15 protein-coding genes are annotated in these 15,359 nt (G+C 44.9%); 6 read left to right on the forward strand and 9 right to left on the reverse strand.

Annotated features, from left to right (window positions below; translation table 11 throughout):
- Positions 1-643: 643 nt before the first annotated feature.
- The 3 genes from AB6D93_RS04025 to aspA all read right to left on the reverse strand — a co-directional run bounded on the left by AB6D93_RS04025 (position 644) and on the right by aspA (position 5,541).
- On the reverse strand, positions 644-2,092 hold the full coding sequence (locus AB6D93_RS04025; RefSeq protein ID WP_017062726.1) for a YfcC family protein: 1,449 nt from the start codon (positions 2,090-2,092) through the stop codon (positions 644-646).
- A gap of 509 nt (positions 2,093-2,601) precedes the next feature.
- Entirely contained in the window at positions 2,602-3,909 is a 1,308-nt protein-coding gene (locus AB6D93_RS04030) for an anaerobic C4-dicarboxylate transporter (protein WP_004729714.1), read from the reverse strand.
- A 180-nt stretch (positions 3,910-4,089) separates the two neighbouring features.
- Positions 4,090-5,541: an aspartate ammonia-lyase gene (aspA, locus tag AB6D93_RS04035; RefSeq protein WP_017063668.1), complete on the reverse strand. Its 1,452-nt coding sequence runs from the start codon at positions 5,539-5,541 to the stop codon at positions 4,090-4,092.
- Between the two features lie 284 nt (positions 5,542-5,825).
- Between aspA and AB6D93_RS04040 the strand changes: the two genes are divergently transcribed.
- The gene (locus AB6D93_RS04040) at positions 5,826-6,350 is read left to right on the forward strand and encodes an FxsA family protein (protein ID WP_012604974.1); all 525 of its coding nucleotides are present in this window, start codon (positions 5,826-5,828) and stop codon (positions 6,348-6,350) included.
- A 189-nt stretch (positions 6,351-6,539) separates the two neighbouring features.
- Here AB6D93_RS04040 and trmL read toward each other — a convergent pair whose 3' ends face one another.
- The 4 genes from trmL to AB6D93_RS04060 all read right to left on the reverse strand — a co-directional run bounded on the left by trmL (position 6,540) and on the right by AB6D93_RS04060 (position 9,865).
- A complete protein-coding gene (gene trmL, locus AB6D93_RS04045; RefSeq protein WP_009844716.1) occupies positions 6,540-7,019 on the reverse strand; it encodes a tRNA (uridine(34)/cytosine(34)/5-carboxymethylaminomethyluridine(34)-2'-O)-methyltransferase TrmL in 480 nt (159 codons plus the stop codon).
- Between the two features lie 83 nt (positions 7,020-7,102).
- Positions 7,103-7,720, reverse strand: a complete 618-nt coding sequence (locus tag AB6D93_RS04050) for a superoxide dismutase (protein ID WP_102320305.1) — start codon at positions 7,718-7,720, stop codon at positions 7,103-7,105.
- Between the two features lie 76 nt (positions 7,721-7,796).
- Entirely contained in the window at positions 7,797-9,176 is a 1,380-nt protein-coding gene (gene cpxA, locus AB6D93_RS04055) for an envelope stress sensor histidine kinase CpxA (RefSeq protein WP_102333890.1), read from the reverse strand.
- The gene (locus AB6D93_RS04060) at positions 9,176-9,865 is read right to left on the reverse strand and encodes a response regulator (RefSeq protein WP_017066566.1); all 690 of its coding nucleotides are present in this window, start codon (positions 9,863-9,865) and stop codon (positions 9,176-9,178) included. The genes cpxA and AB6D93_RS04060 overlap by 1 nt, the downstream gene beginning before the upstream one ends.
- A gap of 178 nt (positions 9,866-10,043) precedes the next feature.
- On the opposite strand from AB6D93_RS04060, the gene AB6D93_RS04065 reads away from it, so the two are divergent.
- The 3 genes from AB6D93_RS04065 to pfkA all read left to right on the forward strand — a co-directional run bounded on the left by AB6D93_RS04065 (position 10,044) and on the right by pfkA (position 12,906).
- A complete protein-coding gene (locus tag AB6D93_RS04065; protein ID WP_017063671.1) occupies positions 10,044-10,553 on the forward strand; it encodes a CpxP family protein in 510 nt (169 codons plus the stop codon).
- A gap of 164 nt (positions 10,554-10,717) precedes the next feature.
- A complete protein-coding gene (gene fieF / locus AB6D93_RS04070) occupies positions 10,718-11,626 on the forward strand; it encodes a CDF family cation-efflux transporter FieF (RefSeq protein WP_029235400.1) in 909 nt (302 codons plus the stop codon).
- A 317-nt stretch (positions 11,627-11,943) separates the two neighbouring features.
- A complete protein-coding gene (gene pfkA, locus AB6D93_RS04075) occupies positions 11,944-12,906 on the forward strand; it encodes a 6-phosphofructokinase (protein WP_017061160.1) in 963 nt (320 codons plus the stop codon).
- Positions 12,907-13,055: 149 nt separating this feature from the next.
- Here the strand turns inward: pfkA and tpiA are convergent, their stop codons facing one another.
- Positions 13,056-13,826 (reverse strand): triose-phosphate isomerase, encoded by a 771-nt coding sequence (gene tpiA / locus AB6D93_RS04080; protein ID WP_017061158.1) that lies wholly within the window; start codon positions 13,824-13,826, stop codon positions 13,056-13,058.
- 249 nt (positions 13,827-14,075) lie between these two features.
- On the opposite strand from tpiA, the gene AB6D93_RS04085 reads away from it, so the two are divergent.
- Entirely contained in the window at positions 14,076-14,423 is a 348-nt protein-coding gene (locus tag AB6D93_RS04085; protein WP_017061157.1) for a 5-carboxymethyl-2-hydroxymuconate Delta-isomerase, read from the forward strand.
- 45 nt (positions 14,424-14,468) lie between these two features.
- A complete protein-coding gene (locus tag AB6D93_RS04090; protein ID WP_017063673.1) occupies positions 14,469-14,897 on the forward strand; it encodes a DUF805 domain-containing protein in 429 nt (142 codons plus the stop codon).
- Between the two features lie 61 nt (positions 14,898-14,958).
- Here the strand turns inward: AB6D93_RS04090 and AB6D93_RS04095 are convergent, their stop codons facing one another.
- Positions 14,959-15,306, reverse strand: a complete 348-nt coding sequence (locus AB6D93_RS04095; protein ID WP_017061155.1) for a DUF3135 domain-containing protein — start codon at positions 15,304-15,306, stop codon at positions 14,959-14,961.
- Between the last annotated feature and the right edge of the window lie 53 nt (positions 15,307-15,359).

Genomic DNA, 15,359 nt, shown 5'->3' on the forward strand with positions numbered 1-15,359 from the left:
CCGCAGCCCTTTAAAATTAAGGGTTTTAACAAACTTTATGCACTTTCAGTTATGAATAATACATTCTAAATAGTTAGCAGTTAGGGAACTTTATGCACGCTTTTTTGACGAAACTTACTAGAATCTAATTTACGAGGGATTATATGCAGAATAGTTTTATTGATAAGAGTGTACTTAGCTTGGAAGTATGCAGTGTTTTTATTTAGATATTTAATTTTGGATGTGGAATTAATTGTTTATTAACAAAGTAAATGCGAATAAAGCTGTTGCGATCACATTTTAAAATCGGCTGTTTAAGTGTGTTTTTTGATAGAAAAGGGCATTAATCCTCGTCTGTTTATTAGGCTATTAATTACTTTAAATATAATTAACGCTAATAAGTGACTAACTATTTGTTTAAACATCATGGTTGAAAATAGAGTGTTATTTCATCAAGAAAATTAGATGTTTAAAAGTAGGATTGATTCTTCTATTGCGAGTGCTTTGAGTTTAGTTGAGCTTGGCTACGAACAGAAGAACCTTGAATATCGCGTGTATGGCTTTGAGGATCTGTTTCAGTGGCAGAGGGTTACATTGAGAGGGAACAATAAAAAAGCCGCTGTGAGAAGCGGCTTTGGATGAGAAAGGAGTGAAGTGCTGTTAGTTAGATCAGCGCACCAATACTCAGTACAACAATGCAGAACACCATCAATATACCGACTAGTGGCATCACCCATTTAACCCAGCGCACGTAAGGGACACGAGCAATCGCCAAACCACCCATCACCACCGCGGAGGTTGGGGTGATTAGGTTCACCAAGCCAGATGCAGATTGGTACGCAGTGATAACCAAGTCACGACCTACGCCAGCAAAGTCGGCCAGTGGTGCCATGATTGGCATGGTCAGTACCGCTAAGCCAGAGGTCGATGGCACTAAGAACGACAGTAGAATCTCTAAGAAGAACATCACGTTAATGAAGATAACCGAAGAAAGCCCCGTTACCATCTGTTCTGCTGAGAAGAGAATGGTATCGGTGATCATACCGCGGTCCATCACCACTACGATACCACGTGCAATACCTATGATGAGCGCAACGCCAAGTAGGTCGCGGGCACCATCAATGAAGCTGGTGGTAAACTCTTCTTCGCTCATGCGAGCCACAATACCAACGATGATGGTTGCTGCTAAGAACATCGCTGAGATCTCAGCCATCCACCATCCAGCAACGGATACACCATAAATCATTACAGCGAACGAGCCACCAAAAATGGTCAGAATCAGTTTGCGAGTCGCGGTGAATTCAAGTTTTTCGCCGCTCGCATTACCTAAGAAGTGCGCTTTGTTCTCTTCGTATTTGTCGTAGACAATTGATGTTGTTGGATCGGCTTGAACCATTCTTGCGTAACGCATTACGTAGGCAACACAAATACCCCAACCAATAATCAACATCGCAATGCGCAACACGATACCGTCTGTAAATGGAATACCAGAGGCGTTGGCAGCGATCACGGTTGCGAATGGGTTAATCGTTGAACCCAGCACCCCAATACCTGCACCAAGCAGTACGGTCGCAGCGGCAACAAGAGGGTCAAAGCGAGCTGCCATCATTACCGGCACTAGCAATGTATAGAAGGGCAGTGATTCTTCCGCCATGCCGTAGACGGTACCACCTGCGGCAAATAGCGCCATCAGTATTGGTATCATCAACTCTTCTCGCCCTTCTAAGCGGGCGGTGACGCGCTCGATACCGGCATCAATGGCACCCGTTTTGGTTACTAGCCCTAAGAAGCCACCAATGATTAAGATGAACAGCGAAACGTCGATAGCCGCCGCTTCATAGCTATTGTGGTCATAGAAGCCGTCAATAGGCGCGAGCAGTACATCAATCACGCCTTGAGGGTTACCTTCTACCGCTTGATAGGTTCCGGTTACGGGTACTTCTCGGCCTAGCTCTTCATTCATTGCACGGTCGTATTGGCCTGCTGGAACAATCCAGGTAAGCAGTGCGACGAACGCAATCAGAATAAATAGAATGGTGTAGGCAGAAGGGAATTTAAAGTTGGCAAAGAAGCCGCCCTTTTTTTTCTCGCTTGGTATCGTTTGAGTTGTCATGGCTATCTCCTTACATCATCTTAAATAGAAGTGATGTGAATTAGCGACTAATGATTTATAGATTGTAAATACACGGACACTTATAAAGCACTCAACGATATAAAGTTGCTGACTTTAAATATAAGTATCTTTATATTTATATATCCAAATGAATTTAGATTTAATTTAACTGCGGTTATTTTATTCCTTACGTTGGAATTTAAGTTTGGTATTGTTCACAAAAATAGTGACCAATGAATAGGCTGGAAAACGTTAGAAAAAGAGCAAGGTTTTTTGGTTGGTTAGCTTGGATTAATATTCGATGTTAATTAGAAAGAAACAAGGGGTGGTTGTGTTGGCAGGCATTGTTAATGAATGACGTGAATATTCCTGGAATTTTATTCAAACTTTATTTTTGTTCGGGTTTTTAGATTTATAATGTTTATTTGATACGTATCAAATAAACACATTGTTCAGAAAAGAAAAAAGGAAGCCGAAGCTTCCTTTTAGGTTTGGTTTTTCACCGAGTGTTAGATAAACAGACCGCCGAATGCGAAGCCGAGTGCTACCGCTGTACTGATTGTTGCCACACCAGGAATGAAGAATGGGTGGTTAAATACGTACTTACCAATACGCGTTGAACCTGTGTCATCCATCTCAACCGCTGCCAGTAGCGTAGGGTAAGTTGGAAGTACGAACAGTGCACTTACCGCAGCAAAAGAAGCCACGGCTGTTAGTGGTGCAACGCCAATCGCTAGAGCTGCAGGCATCAGTGCAACCGTTGTTGCGCCTTGAGAGTAAAGCAGCATAGAAGCGAAGAACAGAACAAGAGCCAGCATCCAAGGGTAGTCAGCCAGTAGAGCACCAGCAACGTCTTTGATTTCAGCAACGTGTGCGTTTACAAACGTTGAACCTAACCAAGCCACACCAAGTACACATACACATGCCGTCATACCAGAACGGAACGTTGGTGCTGAAGAAATCTTCGCTGCATCAATCTTAGTGAACATCACGATAGCCGCTGCTGCTGCCAGCATTACAGACATGATCGCTTCGTTACGACCTAGCGCCGGGTTTTCAATTAGGCCAACAGAGCTAGAGATAGCCGCTGCGTAACAAACCACGAAACCAATTGCAGCTAGGAAGATGTACGTTGCTTTCTTCGCTGTAGGTAGAATTTCGCGTTTCTCTTCTGTTGCTAGCTTGATTAGACCTTTCTCTAGACGTTCTTGGTAAATAGGATCGTCTTTCAGTTCGCTGCCCATGTAGTTCGCGACAACCGCACCAACCATACAAGCGATGAAGGTTGTTGGAATACAAACCATCAATAGCGTTAGGTAGTCGACACCAAAGGGTGCCAGCATCGCTGCGAAAGCCACAACTGCTGCCGAAATAGGCGAAGCTGTGATCGCAATTTGAGAGGCTACAACTGCGATAGACAGTGGACGAGAAGGACGAACACCTTGGCCTTTTGCTACTTCTGCAATAACAGGCAACGTAGAGAATGCTGTGTGACCAGTACCCGCCATCAGTGTCATTACAAAGGTCACAATCGGCGCGTAAAAGGTGATTCGTTCAGGGTGTTTACGCAAAAAGTTTTCTGCAATTTGTACCAACCAGTCCATACCGCCAGCAACCTGCATTGCTGCAATTGCGGTGATAACCGACATGATGATCAAAATTACATCGACCGGGATGAAAGATTGGCTTGTTGGAACGCCAAGAATAAGTGAAAGGGCAATAACACCAGCACCACCGGCAAAACCAATACCGATACCGCCAATTCTGGCCCCCAAAAAGATAAAGAGCAGGACGACAAACAGTTCTACTGCAATCATAAGTAACACCTCATTTAGATTTTATTATGTGAACATTCGCCGCTGGAATGTTCACATAATAGTTCTATGGTTTAGATTCAATTTGGCAAAAGCGCAACCAACGGAAATCCACAAAATAATCATGGTTAACCGTATTGGAGCCTAAAAAAGGGCTCCGTTTGGAACCCTTTCTCGCTAACTTTATTCGTAGCGCTTCGCTTTATACTGAGGATGCATCAAATTTTCAACAGAGAAAATGTCATCAAGTTCTTCTTCGGTCAATAAACCGCGTTCTAGAACTACATCACGAACACTCTTACCTGTTTCTGCACAGATCTTACCAACAATGTCACCTTCGTGGTGGCCAATGTATGGGTTTAGGTAAGTGACGATACCGATAGAGTTAAATACGTGCGCTTCACATACTTCTTTGTTTACCGTAATGCCGTCTACACACTTGTCGCGCAGGTTCACACAAGCGTTTGTCAGAATGTCTAGAGACTCAAACATGCTTTGTGCAATAACAGGTTCCATTACGTTCAGTTGAAGTTGACCACCTTCCGCAGCGAAAGAAACCGTGTTGTCGTTACCTAGAACTTTGAAGCAAACTTGGTTTACTACTTCAGGTACAACTGGGTTTACTTTAGCAGGCATGATTGAAGAACCTGCTTGCAGTTCAGGTAGGTTTAGCTCGTTCAAACCAGTACGTGGACCTGAAGAAAGTAGACGCAAGTCGTTACAGATCTTAGATAGCTTAACTGCTAGACGTTTAAGTGCGCCGTGCGTCATTACGTATGCGCCACAGTCAGACGTTGCTTCGATTAAATCTTCAGCCGCTACACACTCTAGGCCTGTTACTTCTGCTAGGTGTTTCACTGCTAGGCCTTGGTAACCCGGTGCTGCGTTCAGACCTGTACCGATAGCCGTTGCGCCTAGGTTTACTTCAAGCAGTAGTTTTGAAGTGTATTCTAGGTTTTTGATTTCTTCATTGATGGTTACAGCCCAAGCGTGGAACTCTTGGCCAACCGTCATTGGAACTGCGTCTTGAAGCTGAGTACGACCCATCTTCAAAATCGTGTTGAATTCTTGGCTCTTAAGCTCGAATGCACCTTTTAGGTATTCGATCGCATCAATCAGTTTACGAACGCTGTTGTAAACAGAGATACGGAAGCCAGTTGGGTAAGCACAGTTTGTAGATTGGCTGCGGTTTACATGGTCGTTCGGGTTGATGAACTCGTATTGGCCTTTTTCTTTGCCCATAAGTTCAAGAGCCACGTTCGCAACAACTTCGTTTGCGTTCATGTTTACAGAAGTACCAGCACCACCTTGGAAAACGTCCGATGGGAACTGATCCATGCACTTACCCGTGTCTAGAATTAGGTCACAAGCTTGGATGATGTATTTAGCCACTTCGCTTGGAATTACACCTAACTCTTTGTTTGCTAAAGCCGCCGCTTTCTTAGTCATCACCATACCGCGAACGAATTCAGGTACATCTGAGATCGTTACATTTGAGATGTTGAAGTTTTCAACTGCGCGTAGAGTGTGGATGCCGTAGTAAGCATCAGCCGGAACATGACGTTGACCTAATAGATCTTCTTCGAGACGAGTAGCTTGAGGAGCTTCAACTTGAGCTTCTGATTGAGTAGCCATAACAGGATCCTTAGAGAATTATTCTGATTATATAGTTAGTTATTAGCCTATTCTGTGTGCAAATACTCCGTTCGCTAGAATATTGGGCTGATAAATCCGTCCTGACTTATGTGGCACATGATACTGTACTTAGCGCATAAAAATATTAAGTGGATCACCTTTTTCGGTTTTGTTTCGTCAATATTTTGCAAAGTTATTCTTGGTCAATAAACACGCTTATTTACAGGATAAATTTGAGATTGTTAGGGCTTTCAGCGTAAACTGCAAGTAACAAAGGAGGGCGTGTGTTTCCTATCTTATTATTACTATTTATCTTCGTACCCATCATTGAGATTGGGCTATTTATTCAAGTTGGTGGCTTCTTAGGATTGTGGCCAACTATTGCGTTGGTTCTGATCACTGCATTTGTGGGTGCATCGCTGGTTCGTAGCCAAGGCATTCAGACACTTATGTCTGTGCAAGGTCGTTTACAACAAGGCGAAATGCCAGCACAACAGATTCTTGAAGGCGTGATGCTTGCAGTTGCCGGTGTATTGCTGCTGACTCCGGGTTTTATGACGGACGCACTCGGTATGTTGGTATTATTGCCAGCACCAAGAGCGATGATTGCCAAGAAAATGATGGAAAAAATGGTGGTGACCAACATGTCTGGTGGTTTCCATGCCGGTGGACAAGCTGGTTTTGGCCAGAGCCCATTTGGACAAGACCCATTCAATCGCGATCCATCTGACCAATCAAAAGACGGCAACACCTTTGAAGGTGAGTTTGAGAAGAAAGACGACGACAACGATCGTAACCGCTTAAACTAATTAATCTTTTCTCTCTTTATATAGAGGGAAAACAGAAAAGGCTCTTACCTTTATCCTTCGCAAGAAAGTGATAATGGTAAGAGCCTTTTTTATTGTCTGTCGCTAGCTGTTACTTACTGTTTACTATCGATAACAGATAACAGATAACAGATAACAGATAACAGATAAAAGATAAGCTTGAGTGTTCGGTTATACCGCGCCTTCAAAGCCCATTTGTCGCCATGCTTCAAAAGCAATGATTGCCACTGCGTTAGACAGGTTGAGGCTGCGTGCGTCTGGCATCATTGGAATACGAATACGTTGCTCCATTGGCATGCTTTCAATGAACTCAGCAGGCAGGCCGCGAGTCTCAGGGCCAAACATCAGCACATCGCCTTGTTGGAATTTCGCATCAACGTGGTGGCCTGTCGTTTTTGTGGTGCAAGCAAAGATGCGGAAATCACCCTCACGTTCATTCTCTAGATACTCAAGGAAAGCTTCTAGGTTCTTGTGACGCTTAACTCGCGCAAGGTCGTGGTAATCCAATCCAGCACGACGAACCTTCTTCTCTTCAAAATCAAAGCCAAGCGGTTCAATCAGGTGCAGGTTTGCGCCGCAGTTAGCACATAGGCGGATGATGTTACCCGTATTGGGTGCAATTTCTGGTTCGTATAGAGCGATATCAAACATGTTGGTTCACAAGAGTAATCAAAGATAGCCCGAGTATACGGTGGCAAGCTGAGTGAGTACAGTTCGCCACCGTCACCATTCGCTTACGCTTGGTTCGTTAGTGCTTGCGCGTAGTTTTCAGATACGGCATTCCAATTCACCACGTTCCACCATGCATTGATGTAATCAGGACGACGGTTTTGGTAGCTGATGTAGTAGGCGTGTTCCCAAACATCGAGCGCGAGAATCGGTTCGCCATCACTCGCCACGGTATCCATCCACGGATTATCTTGGTTCGAGGTTGAGATGATCTTCAGTTGCCCTTGCTCTACCACTAGCCAAGCAAAGCCGGAGCCAAAGGTATTGATCGCCGCTTGGGCGAACTGATCTTGGAATGTCTCGAAATCACCGAAGGTACTCTTGATAGCCTCACCAAGCTCGCCCGTAGGTTCACCACCACCGTCTTGCGACATGCAATTCCAATACAAGATGTGATTGTAGTAGCCACCACCATTGTTACGCACGTCAGGGCTGTGCTGAGATATGTTGGCAAAGATCTCGGTCAGAGATTGCTGTTCTAGCTCGCTGCCAGACACCGCCGCAACAAACTTATCGTAGTAGGTTCTATGGTGCTTGCTGTAATGCACTTCCATTGTCTTAGCGTCAATGTAAGGCTCTAGGGCATCGTAAGCGTAGGGTAAAGCAGGGAAAGTGTGCGACATGGTAAATCCTCCCTAATTAGAGGATTTACCATAATGATAATGACAATCATTATCAACTGCGATCTTTGTGGGGGTATTACACCGGTAAGATAGGCAGGGTGATTTCGAGTTGTAATCCACCGAGCTGGCTGCGGGTCGCCGTGATGGTTCCGCTGTGTTGGCGAATCGCACTTTCAGTAATGGTTAATCCAAGACCTGTGCCGCCGGTATTACGATCACGGGCAGTGGAAACGCGATAGAAAGGTCTGAAGATAGAATCGAGTTCATCCTCTGGAACACCATCACCATTATCATTGACGCAAATTGTTAGCTGATCTTGAACCACATGGAATTGCACATCCACTTGGTCTTTACCGTAGTAGATGGCATTGCGTGTAATGTTGTCTAGCGCACTCATCAGCAGTTTAGGGTTCCCCGAAATAGAGCGTTCTGGGATCTCCGAGAACGTCAGTTGTTTGCCCATCTGTTCGGCTTCAAACTCTGCGTCTTTTAAGATCTCTTCCCATAGGCTCGAGATAGGCTGAACCTCACGAGTAATATGGCTGTCGACCTGCATACGAGATAGCGTCAGCAGCTCACTGATCATCTGTTCCAAACGCTGTGCTTCGGTATCAATGCGTTCTAACTCTTGGCTCTCGCCTTGTTTACGAATCGCCAGTGCATTGGCCATGCGCAGGCGAGTCAGTGGCGAGCGTAGTTCGTGTGAAATATCAGAGAGTAGGCGCTGCTGCCCTGAGATCATCTGGTTCACCGCTTCGACCATCTGGTTAAAGCTCTCACCTGCTTGTCTGAATTCAGACGTACCTTTTTCAAGTGTTGGATCAACTTCAAACTGACCTTTCGCTACACGTTGAGCAGCGCGCTCAAGCCTACGAGCAGGTTGGCTGAGTGCCCAAGCTAACCAAAGTAATAGCGGGGTACTCGCCAACATCACGGCAAGCAATAGCTGCAGAGGTCTATCAAACAGGCGCAGTAAGAATGGCGGTGGTTGGTTCCACTTCACTCCGGCATACATCAGCAACTCTTCACCAGCGAGAGTAATTGGCACTGGCCCTGCGACCATGTAGTGTCCGTAGAGTTTTTGCTTCGGCATCTCAGGGTTATCAATCGAGGTAACAAAGTTACGAATCGCCTTTAGCTTATAGTCTGAATGCCTTTTCGAGGTAAGGACTGCGCCCTCAAGATCGGTCAGGTAGATGCGAGCTCTAGAATCCTTGCGGCTGCGTGGTGCCTCCAGTTGGAAGACAATCTTGCCCAGATTAGGTTCTTTGGCGTAGCGTTTCTCTGTGATTTTAGCGATACGCTCGAGTTTATCGAGGTGATCTGCGGGCACATCTCGCGCGACTCGAGGGTCTAAATGGGGAAGTGACAGCACCGACAAAAGCACCAGTAACATGGTGAACCAAAAGATAGCAAAGATACGTCCATATAAGCTGGTGATTTTAGGTATACGCATTAATCTTCCTCTACCAATAAGTAGCCACGGCCTCGTAAGGTTTTGATGCGTGATTTGCCGTCAGTGCGCTCAGGAATCTTCTTACGTAGATTAGAGATGTGCATGTCTATCGCGCGGTCAAACGCTGCGAGCCTTTTACCCAGCACATCCAAACTCAATGCTTCTTTGGTGATCACTTGCCCTGGGTTTTGGATAAGGTGACTCAGTAGGGCGAACTCGGTTGTGGTGAGGTCGATGAGCTCCCCATTGCAGTAGGCTTCTTGTTTGCCCGGGAAGACTTCGATGTCTTGATATTGAACTCTATCACTGGCCGCCTTAGGTGCGGTGTTGGTTTGAGTACGACGCAAGATAGCTCGAATACGAGCTAACAACTCTCGGTCACTGAAAGGTTTAGGCAGGTAATCATCCGCGCCAAGTTCAAGACCAATCACACGGTCGATCTCTTCGCCTTTTGCGGTCAGCATTAGTACCGGCGTTTCCCAATTTTCCCTCAGCTTTTTTAGCGTTTCCATGCCATTAAGGCGCGGCATCATCACATCCAAAAGGACCAGATCAATCTCATCATTGATCGCTTCAAGCCCGGCATAGCCATCATTGGCTTCGGAGACAGTGAAGCCCTCAAAGCTCAAAATGTCTTTAAGTAAGCTGGTTAACTCTGTGTCGTCATCAATAAGAAGAATGTTCGCCATTGGGAAGCCTTAATCATTTAGTTAGGTTAATAATACTGCTAATTATTCGTCAACTTTCACTCTTTACGATTCTTTACGCTTTCTAAACGTCACTTTACGAGGGAAAGACTAATCTATATTCAAGCGCTGAGAAACAGACGCAACACATGACTTATTATACCGAATTGAGGCAACAATTATGAAAATGACTAAGAAACTTGTACTAGCAGCTGCGGCACTTCCACTTATTTTTGGTACAGCAAGCGCGTATGCTTACGGTGGTGGTGATAAAGGTGACCACAAAGGTATGCACGACAAGTGTGGCGGTTTCGATAAAAAAGTAATGCGCCAACTAGACCTAACCGACGCTCAAAAAGAACAGTTAAAAGAGATGCGTGAAGCAGACCGTGCTGAGATGAAAGCAAAGCGCGGTGCAAACAAAACGGCAAAAATGGCGCAAATGAAAGCGCATCACGAAAAGGTTCAAGCATTGGTACTTGCTGACAACTTTGACGAAGCAGCAGCAAACGACCTAGCAAGCCAAATGGTTGAGAAGCAAACTGAGCGTCGCGTAGCAATGCTTAAGAAGCAACACCAAATGATGAGCGTACTAACGGCTGAGCAAAAGACTCAACTGAAAGAAATCCAACAAGAGCGCATGACTAAGTGTGCTGACAAAATGGGAAAACGCATGAACAAAGACAAGTAATTCATTGCTTGAAAAATCAGCGTTGAATGAAAGTGTTTAGAAAGAAGCGGCCGAGTGCCGCTTTTTTTGATCCTTAAAAATGAATGTTTTACATCATAGCTGTCATATTCAATTGGTGGTTTGCAGGTTATACTTTGTGCTATCAGTCACTTTATAGCCAAGTTATGAAACAAGAATACGCACGTTTAGTTACGCTCGCCGCTTGGGCAGCCACCACCATCGCCACTATTTTATTGATAGTGAAAGTCGCAGCGTGGTGGGTAACAGGTTCTGTGAGTCTGCTGGCTTCCGTCGTGGATTCAATGCTGGATATCGCGGCCTCTGTCGTTAACCTTATCGTGGTTCGTTACTCTCTGCAGCCTGCCGACAAAGAGCACACCTTTGGTCATGGTAAGGCTGAATCTCTCGCTGCATTAGCGCAGGCAATGTTTATTTCAGGCTCTGCATGTTTCCTTATTCTCAATGGTATTGAGCGCTTCTTCCGACCTCATGAACTGAATTCTCCAGAGATTGGTATCTATGTCAGCTTATTTGCGATGGTGATGACCTTCGGTTTGGTTCGATTCCAAAAGCATGTGGTCAACAAAACAGGCAGCCAAGCTATTGCGGCCGACTCTCTGCACTATCAATCAGACCTTTATATGAACGCTGCGATCATGCTGGCACTGGCATTGAGCTGGTTTGGGATTGGTCAGGCGGACTCAGTATTCGCGGTCGGTATCGGTATCTACATTCTGTACAGCGCTTATCAAATGGCGATGGAGGCGGTTCAGTCTCTGCTTGATCATAAGCTGCCAGATGATGAGCTGAAACAGATTAAAGAGACATCATTGAGCGTGGAAGGCGTGTTGGGTGTGCATCAATTACGAACGCGTCGCTCGGGGCCAATACGCTTCATCCAACTGCATCTAGAATTGGAAGATAATATCCCACTTATTGAAGCGCATCGCATTTCTGACGAAGTAGAGGCTAAGCTTATCTCCGTGTTCCCTGATGCTGATGTATTAATTCACCAAGACCCGTATTCGGTCGTATTTGGACCAGAGAAGCAGCAGAAATTCCACTCGTGGTAATGCGTGCTAAAAATCAGCGGGCAAATGGTAAGTGAGTGGCTTTTGAACTAAAGTGAGTAAAAATTATTAACTGTTAGGTGATTCAAAAACCACCTTAGTAACAATTAATGTTGATTCTGATGTGAATCAACAAAGTTATTGAGTAAAACTGTAATACTCTTACAGAAGTAGAAATGTTACATAATTTTACGCGATTTGAGTGCTATTCCTGTTGAGGAAATGTAACATAACGCACAAATATAGATTTAAAATCTTGTTGATATACAATCAGCAAGAACAAGAATTGAATAATAGATTCCCAAAAATCGAGGGTGAGCATGATTAAGAAGATCGGTGTTTTGACCAGTGGTGGTGACGCTCCAGGTATGAACGCAGCAGTTCGCGGCGTTGTTCGTACTGCGTTATCAGTTGGCATTGAAGTTTACGGTATTTACGATGGCTACCAAGGCCTTGTTGAAGACCGTATCGAAAAGCTTGACCGTTCAAGCGTATCTGACGTGATCAACCGTGGTGGTACTTTCTTAGGTTCTGCACGTTTCCCTGAATTTAAAGACGTTGCTGTTCGTGAGAAAGGCATTGAGAACCTTAAGAAGCACGGTATCGAAGCACTTGTTGTTATCGGTGGTGACGGTTCTTACATGGGTGCTAAGAAGCTGACTGAAATGGGTTACCCATGTATCGGTCTTCCAGGCACAATCGATAACGATATCGCGGGTACTGACTACACAATCGGTTACCTAACAGCGCTTAACACTGTTATTGATTCAATTGACCGTCTACGTGACACGTCTTCTTCTCACCAACGTATTTCTATTGTTGAAATCATGGGCCGTCACTGTGGTGACCTTACGCTTATGTCAGCAATCGCGGGTGGTTGTGAGTACATCATTACTCCAGAGACTGGCCTAGATAAAGAACAGCTTATCAGCAACATCCAAGATGGTATTGCGAAAGGTAAGAAGCACGCAATCATCGCTCTAACTGAGCTAATGATGGATGCTAACGAACTGGCTAAAGAGATCGAATCTTCAACAGGTCGTGAAACTCGTGCAACGGTTCTTGGTCACATCCAACGTGGTGGTCGTCCTACTGCATTTGACCGTGTATTGGCTTCTCGTATGGGTAACTACGCTGTTCACCTTCTTCAAGAAGGTCACGGTGGTCGTTGTGTTGGTATCGAGAAAGAAGAACTTGTTCACCACGACATCATCGATTGTATCGAGAACATGCAGAACCCAGACCGTTCTGAGCTGTTCCGCGTTGCAGAAGAGTTGTTCTAAGCCACGCTTAGCGTTCTCTTAAAGAATTTAAAAACCGCTGATTATTCAGCGGTTTTTTTGTGCCTGCCGTTTGGGTTTCAGAAACGACAGGTAATAAAAAAGGCCAACCTAAGTTGACCTTTCATCTAATCTAAACGGTGAGGTTTAAATTAAGCTTTTGCTTCAGCTGCTGCTTTAGCGATAGCTGCGAAGCTTTTCGCGTCTAGAGCTGCGCCGCCAACTAGAGCACCGTCGATGTCTGGTTGTGCGAAGTAAGCTGCTGCGTTTTCTGGCTTAACAGAACCGCCGTATTGGATAACAACTTTCTTAGCAACTTCTTCAGATTTCTCTGCGATGTGTGCACGGATTTGAGCGTGGATGCGTTGTGCATCTTCAGCTGTAGCTGCTTTACCAGTACCGATAGCCCAGATTGGTTCGTAAGCGATGATAGCGCCTTCAAGAGCTTCAACACCTTGAGTGTTGATAACAGCGTCAAGTTGACGAGCACATACTGCAACAGTTTCGCCTGCTTCGTTTTGTGCTTCAGATTCACCGATACAAAGAACTGGAGTTAGGCCGTTCTCTTTTAGGAATGCGAATTTCTTAGCTACGAACTCATCTGATTCGTTGTGGTATTCACGACGCTCAGAGTGACCGATGATGATGTGAGATGCGCCGAACTCTTTAAGCATTGCTGGAGACATGTCGCCAGTGAATGCACCGCTGTTGTTTAGGTCAGAGTTTTGAGCACCTAGGATGATCGCGCTGCCCGCTTCAGTAAGCGTACGCTCTGCTAGATCAACGAAAAGTGCTGGTGGAGCAACTGCTACGTCTACGCCTGTTACGCCTTCAAGTTCAGCGTTAAGACCGTTTAGTAGATCAACAACCATTTCTTTGCTGCCGTTTAGTTTCCAGTTACCCATAACTACAGGATGACGCATAGGAATATCTCCAAAGTATTTAAATAAATCGAATGTAAAAAAGTAAACTTTATTACGAAATAATATAACAGATTAATATCAACAGATCATGACTGTGGTCATGACTTTCTTGGATCTTACTCAATGGTCAGAGTAGATTTTGAGCATATATCAGTGATCCGGCAGACAGAATAATAGCTAACTTCTCGGATTTTTCATCGTTAGTTGTTATTAAGGGACAAACGATTGCGTTAACAACAGGAAGTAACAATGCCGAATCTAGTTCTAGAGTACTCCAATTCAGTGGATGAGCGAGTAAATATCCAAGGCTTACTGGAAGATCTCCACCAAGTCGCTCTCACATGTGGCTTGTTTGATGTGCCATCAGTGAAATCTCGTTCACTGCGTTGCCATAATTGGTTGGTCGGTGATGAGGAAGATAGTGTAGACTTTATTCATATCAGCTTTGAGTTACTTTCGGGACGAACGGAAGAGCAAAAGCGAGAATTGTCACGATCGTTAATGCAGATCCTGCAAGAACAAGCGAGTCATGTAAGAAGCTTAACGGTGAATATTCGTGATATGGATAAAAGTTGCTTTCAAAAAGTAATAAACTAACCATTGCTGCTGACTTTTAGCGGCGTATAAATTTGAGTATTTAAGATGTCGATGAAAGAATTACTGCTCTCTTTCAAGGGGAGAATTGGTCGTAAGACTTACTGGATTTGGAATGTTTTCTACTACATAGCGATTACCGGTTTTGCTTCAGGTATCTCTGTGTTGTTCCCTGCTTACTCTTATATCCTGCTACCAATCATCCTATTGATGCTTGTGATCCCAGACCTTGCGGTAACCGCTAAGCGCTGGCACGACCGCAATAAGTCTAATTACTGGCTACTATTGAATGTGCCATTAGTATTGGGTCGTTTAGCTTCGCCAATGGTTGCAACGACGACAGAGCCGGTATCGCCAATTCATATGGCGGCAACCGTCGCGGCATTAGTGTGTGGTTTCTGGATTCTGATTGAGTGTGGTTTGTTGAAAGGTACAGAAGGCCGTAATGACTACGGCGAAGACCCATGTAAATATTGAACAGCGAACCAATAAGAAGGGGGCATTACGCTCCCTTTTTCTTTTTAGTGCTTTGCTAATTTCAGTACATTTTAGGTTCGGTATTCGGCTTAAAAGGCACGACATTTTCAGGCAGAGATTCTTCAAAGCCGCAGCGCCCTTCGAGTGCATCTTGGAACTTACAGACCTGACAGCGCAGCTCTTGCATGAGTACGACATTGGCGTGGTGTGGGTTTTTACAACGGCTAACCACTAAGTCGATGTGACTTTGCTGCGCACGAAGTCGGTCTTGCATCACGTCTGAAGCCGAACAAATCATCTGTTCGCACATCTCGTGTTTGAATTGATTGAATGCTTTCGGGTCGCTTTTCGCGAGTTGGACAAGTTCATCAAAGGGTGGCAGTTTTTGAGCGGGTTGTGGATGCGCCATCATTCCTTCCTTAGCATTAAGCGTGTTTCATATGCTCTAAGCTTAAGAAAGAA

This window comes from Vibrio sp. 10N.247.310.23, from assembly GCF_041467155.1.
GTDB lineage: Bacteria > Pseudomonadota > Gammaproteobacteria > Enterobacterales > Vibrionaceae > Vibrio > Vibrio crassostreae_C.

Bases quoted from the DNA above. Each gene is read 5' to 3' on its own strand.
- AB6D93_RS04025 (WP_017062726.1), bottom strand. From the start codon at position 2,092: ATGACAACTCAAACGATACCAAGCGAGAAAAAAAAGGGCGGCTTCTTT.
- AB6D93_RS04030 (WP_004729714.1), bottom strand. From the start codon at position 3,909: ATGATTGCAGTAGAACTGTTTGTCGTCCTGCTCTTTATCTTTTTGGGG.
- aspA (WP_017063668.1), bottom strand. From the start codon at position 5,541: ATGGCTACTCAATCAGAAGCTCAAGTTGAAGCTCCTCAAGCTACTCGT.
- trmL (WP_009844716.1), bottom strand. From the start codon at position 7,019: ATGTTTGATATCGCTCTATACGAACCAGAAATTGCACCCAATACGGGT.
- AB6D93_RS04050 (WP_102320305.1), bottom strand. From the start codon at position 7,720: ATGTCGCACACTTTCCCTGCTTTACCCTACGCTTACGATGCCCTAGAG.
- cpxA (WP_102333890.1), bottom strand. From the start codon at position 9,176: ATGCGTATACCTAAAATCACCAGCTTATATGGACGTATCTTTGCTATC.
- AB6D93_RS04060 (WP_017066566.1), bottom strand. From the start codon at position 9,865: ATGGCGAACATTCTTCTTATTGATGACGACACAGAGTTAACCAGCTTA.
- AB6D93_RS04065 (WP_017063671.1), top strand. From the start codon at position 10,044: ATGAAAATGACTAAGAAACTTGTACTAGCAGCTGCGGCACTTCCACTT.
- fieF (WP_029235400.1), top strand. From the start codon at position 10,718: ATGAAACAAGAATACGCACGTTTAGTTACGCTCGCCGCTTGGGCAGCC.
- pfkA (WP_017061160.1), top strand. From the start codon at position 11,944: ATGATTAAGAAGATCGGTGTTTTGACCAGTGGTGGTGACGCTCCAGGT.
- tpiA (WP_017061158.1), bottom strand. From the start codon at position 13,826: ATGCGTCATCCTGTAGTTATGGGTAACTGGAAACTAAACGGCAGCAAA.
- AB6D93_RS04085 (WP_017061157.1), top strand. From the start codon at position 14,076: ATGCCGAATCTAGTTCTAGAGTACTCCAATTCAGTGGATGAGCGAGTA.
- AB6D93_RS04090 (WP_017063673.1), top strand. From the start codon at position 14,469: ATGTCGATGAAAGAATTACTGCTCTCTTTCAAGGGGAGAATTGGTCGT.
- AB6D93_RS04095 (WP_017061155.1), bottom strand. From the start codon at position 15,306: ATGGCGCATCCACAACCCGCTCAAAAACTGCCACCCTTTGATGAACTT.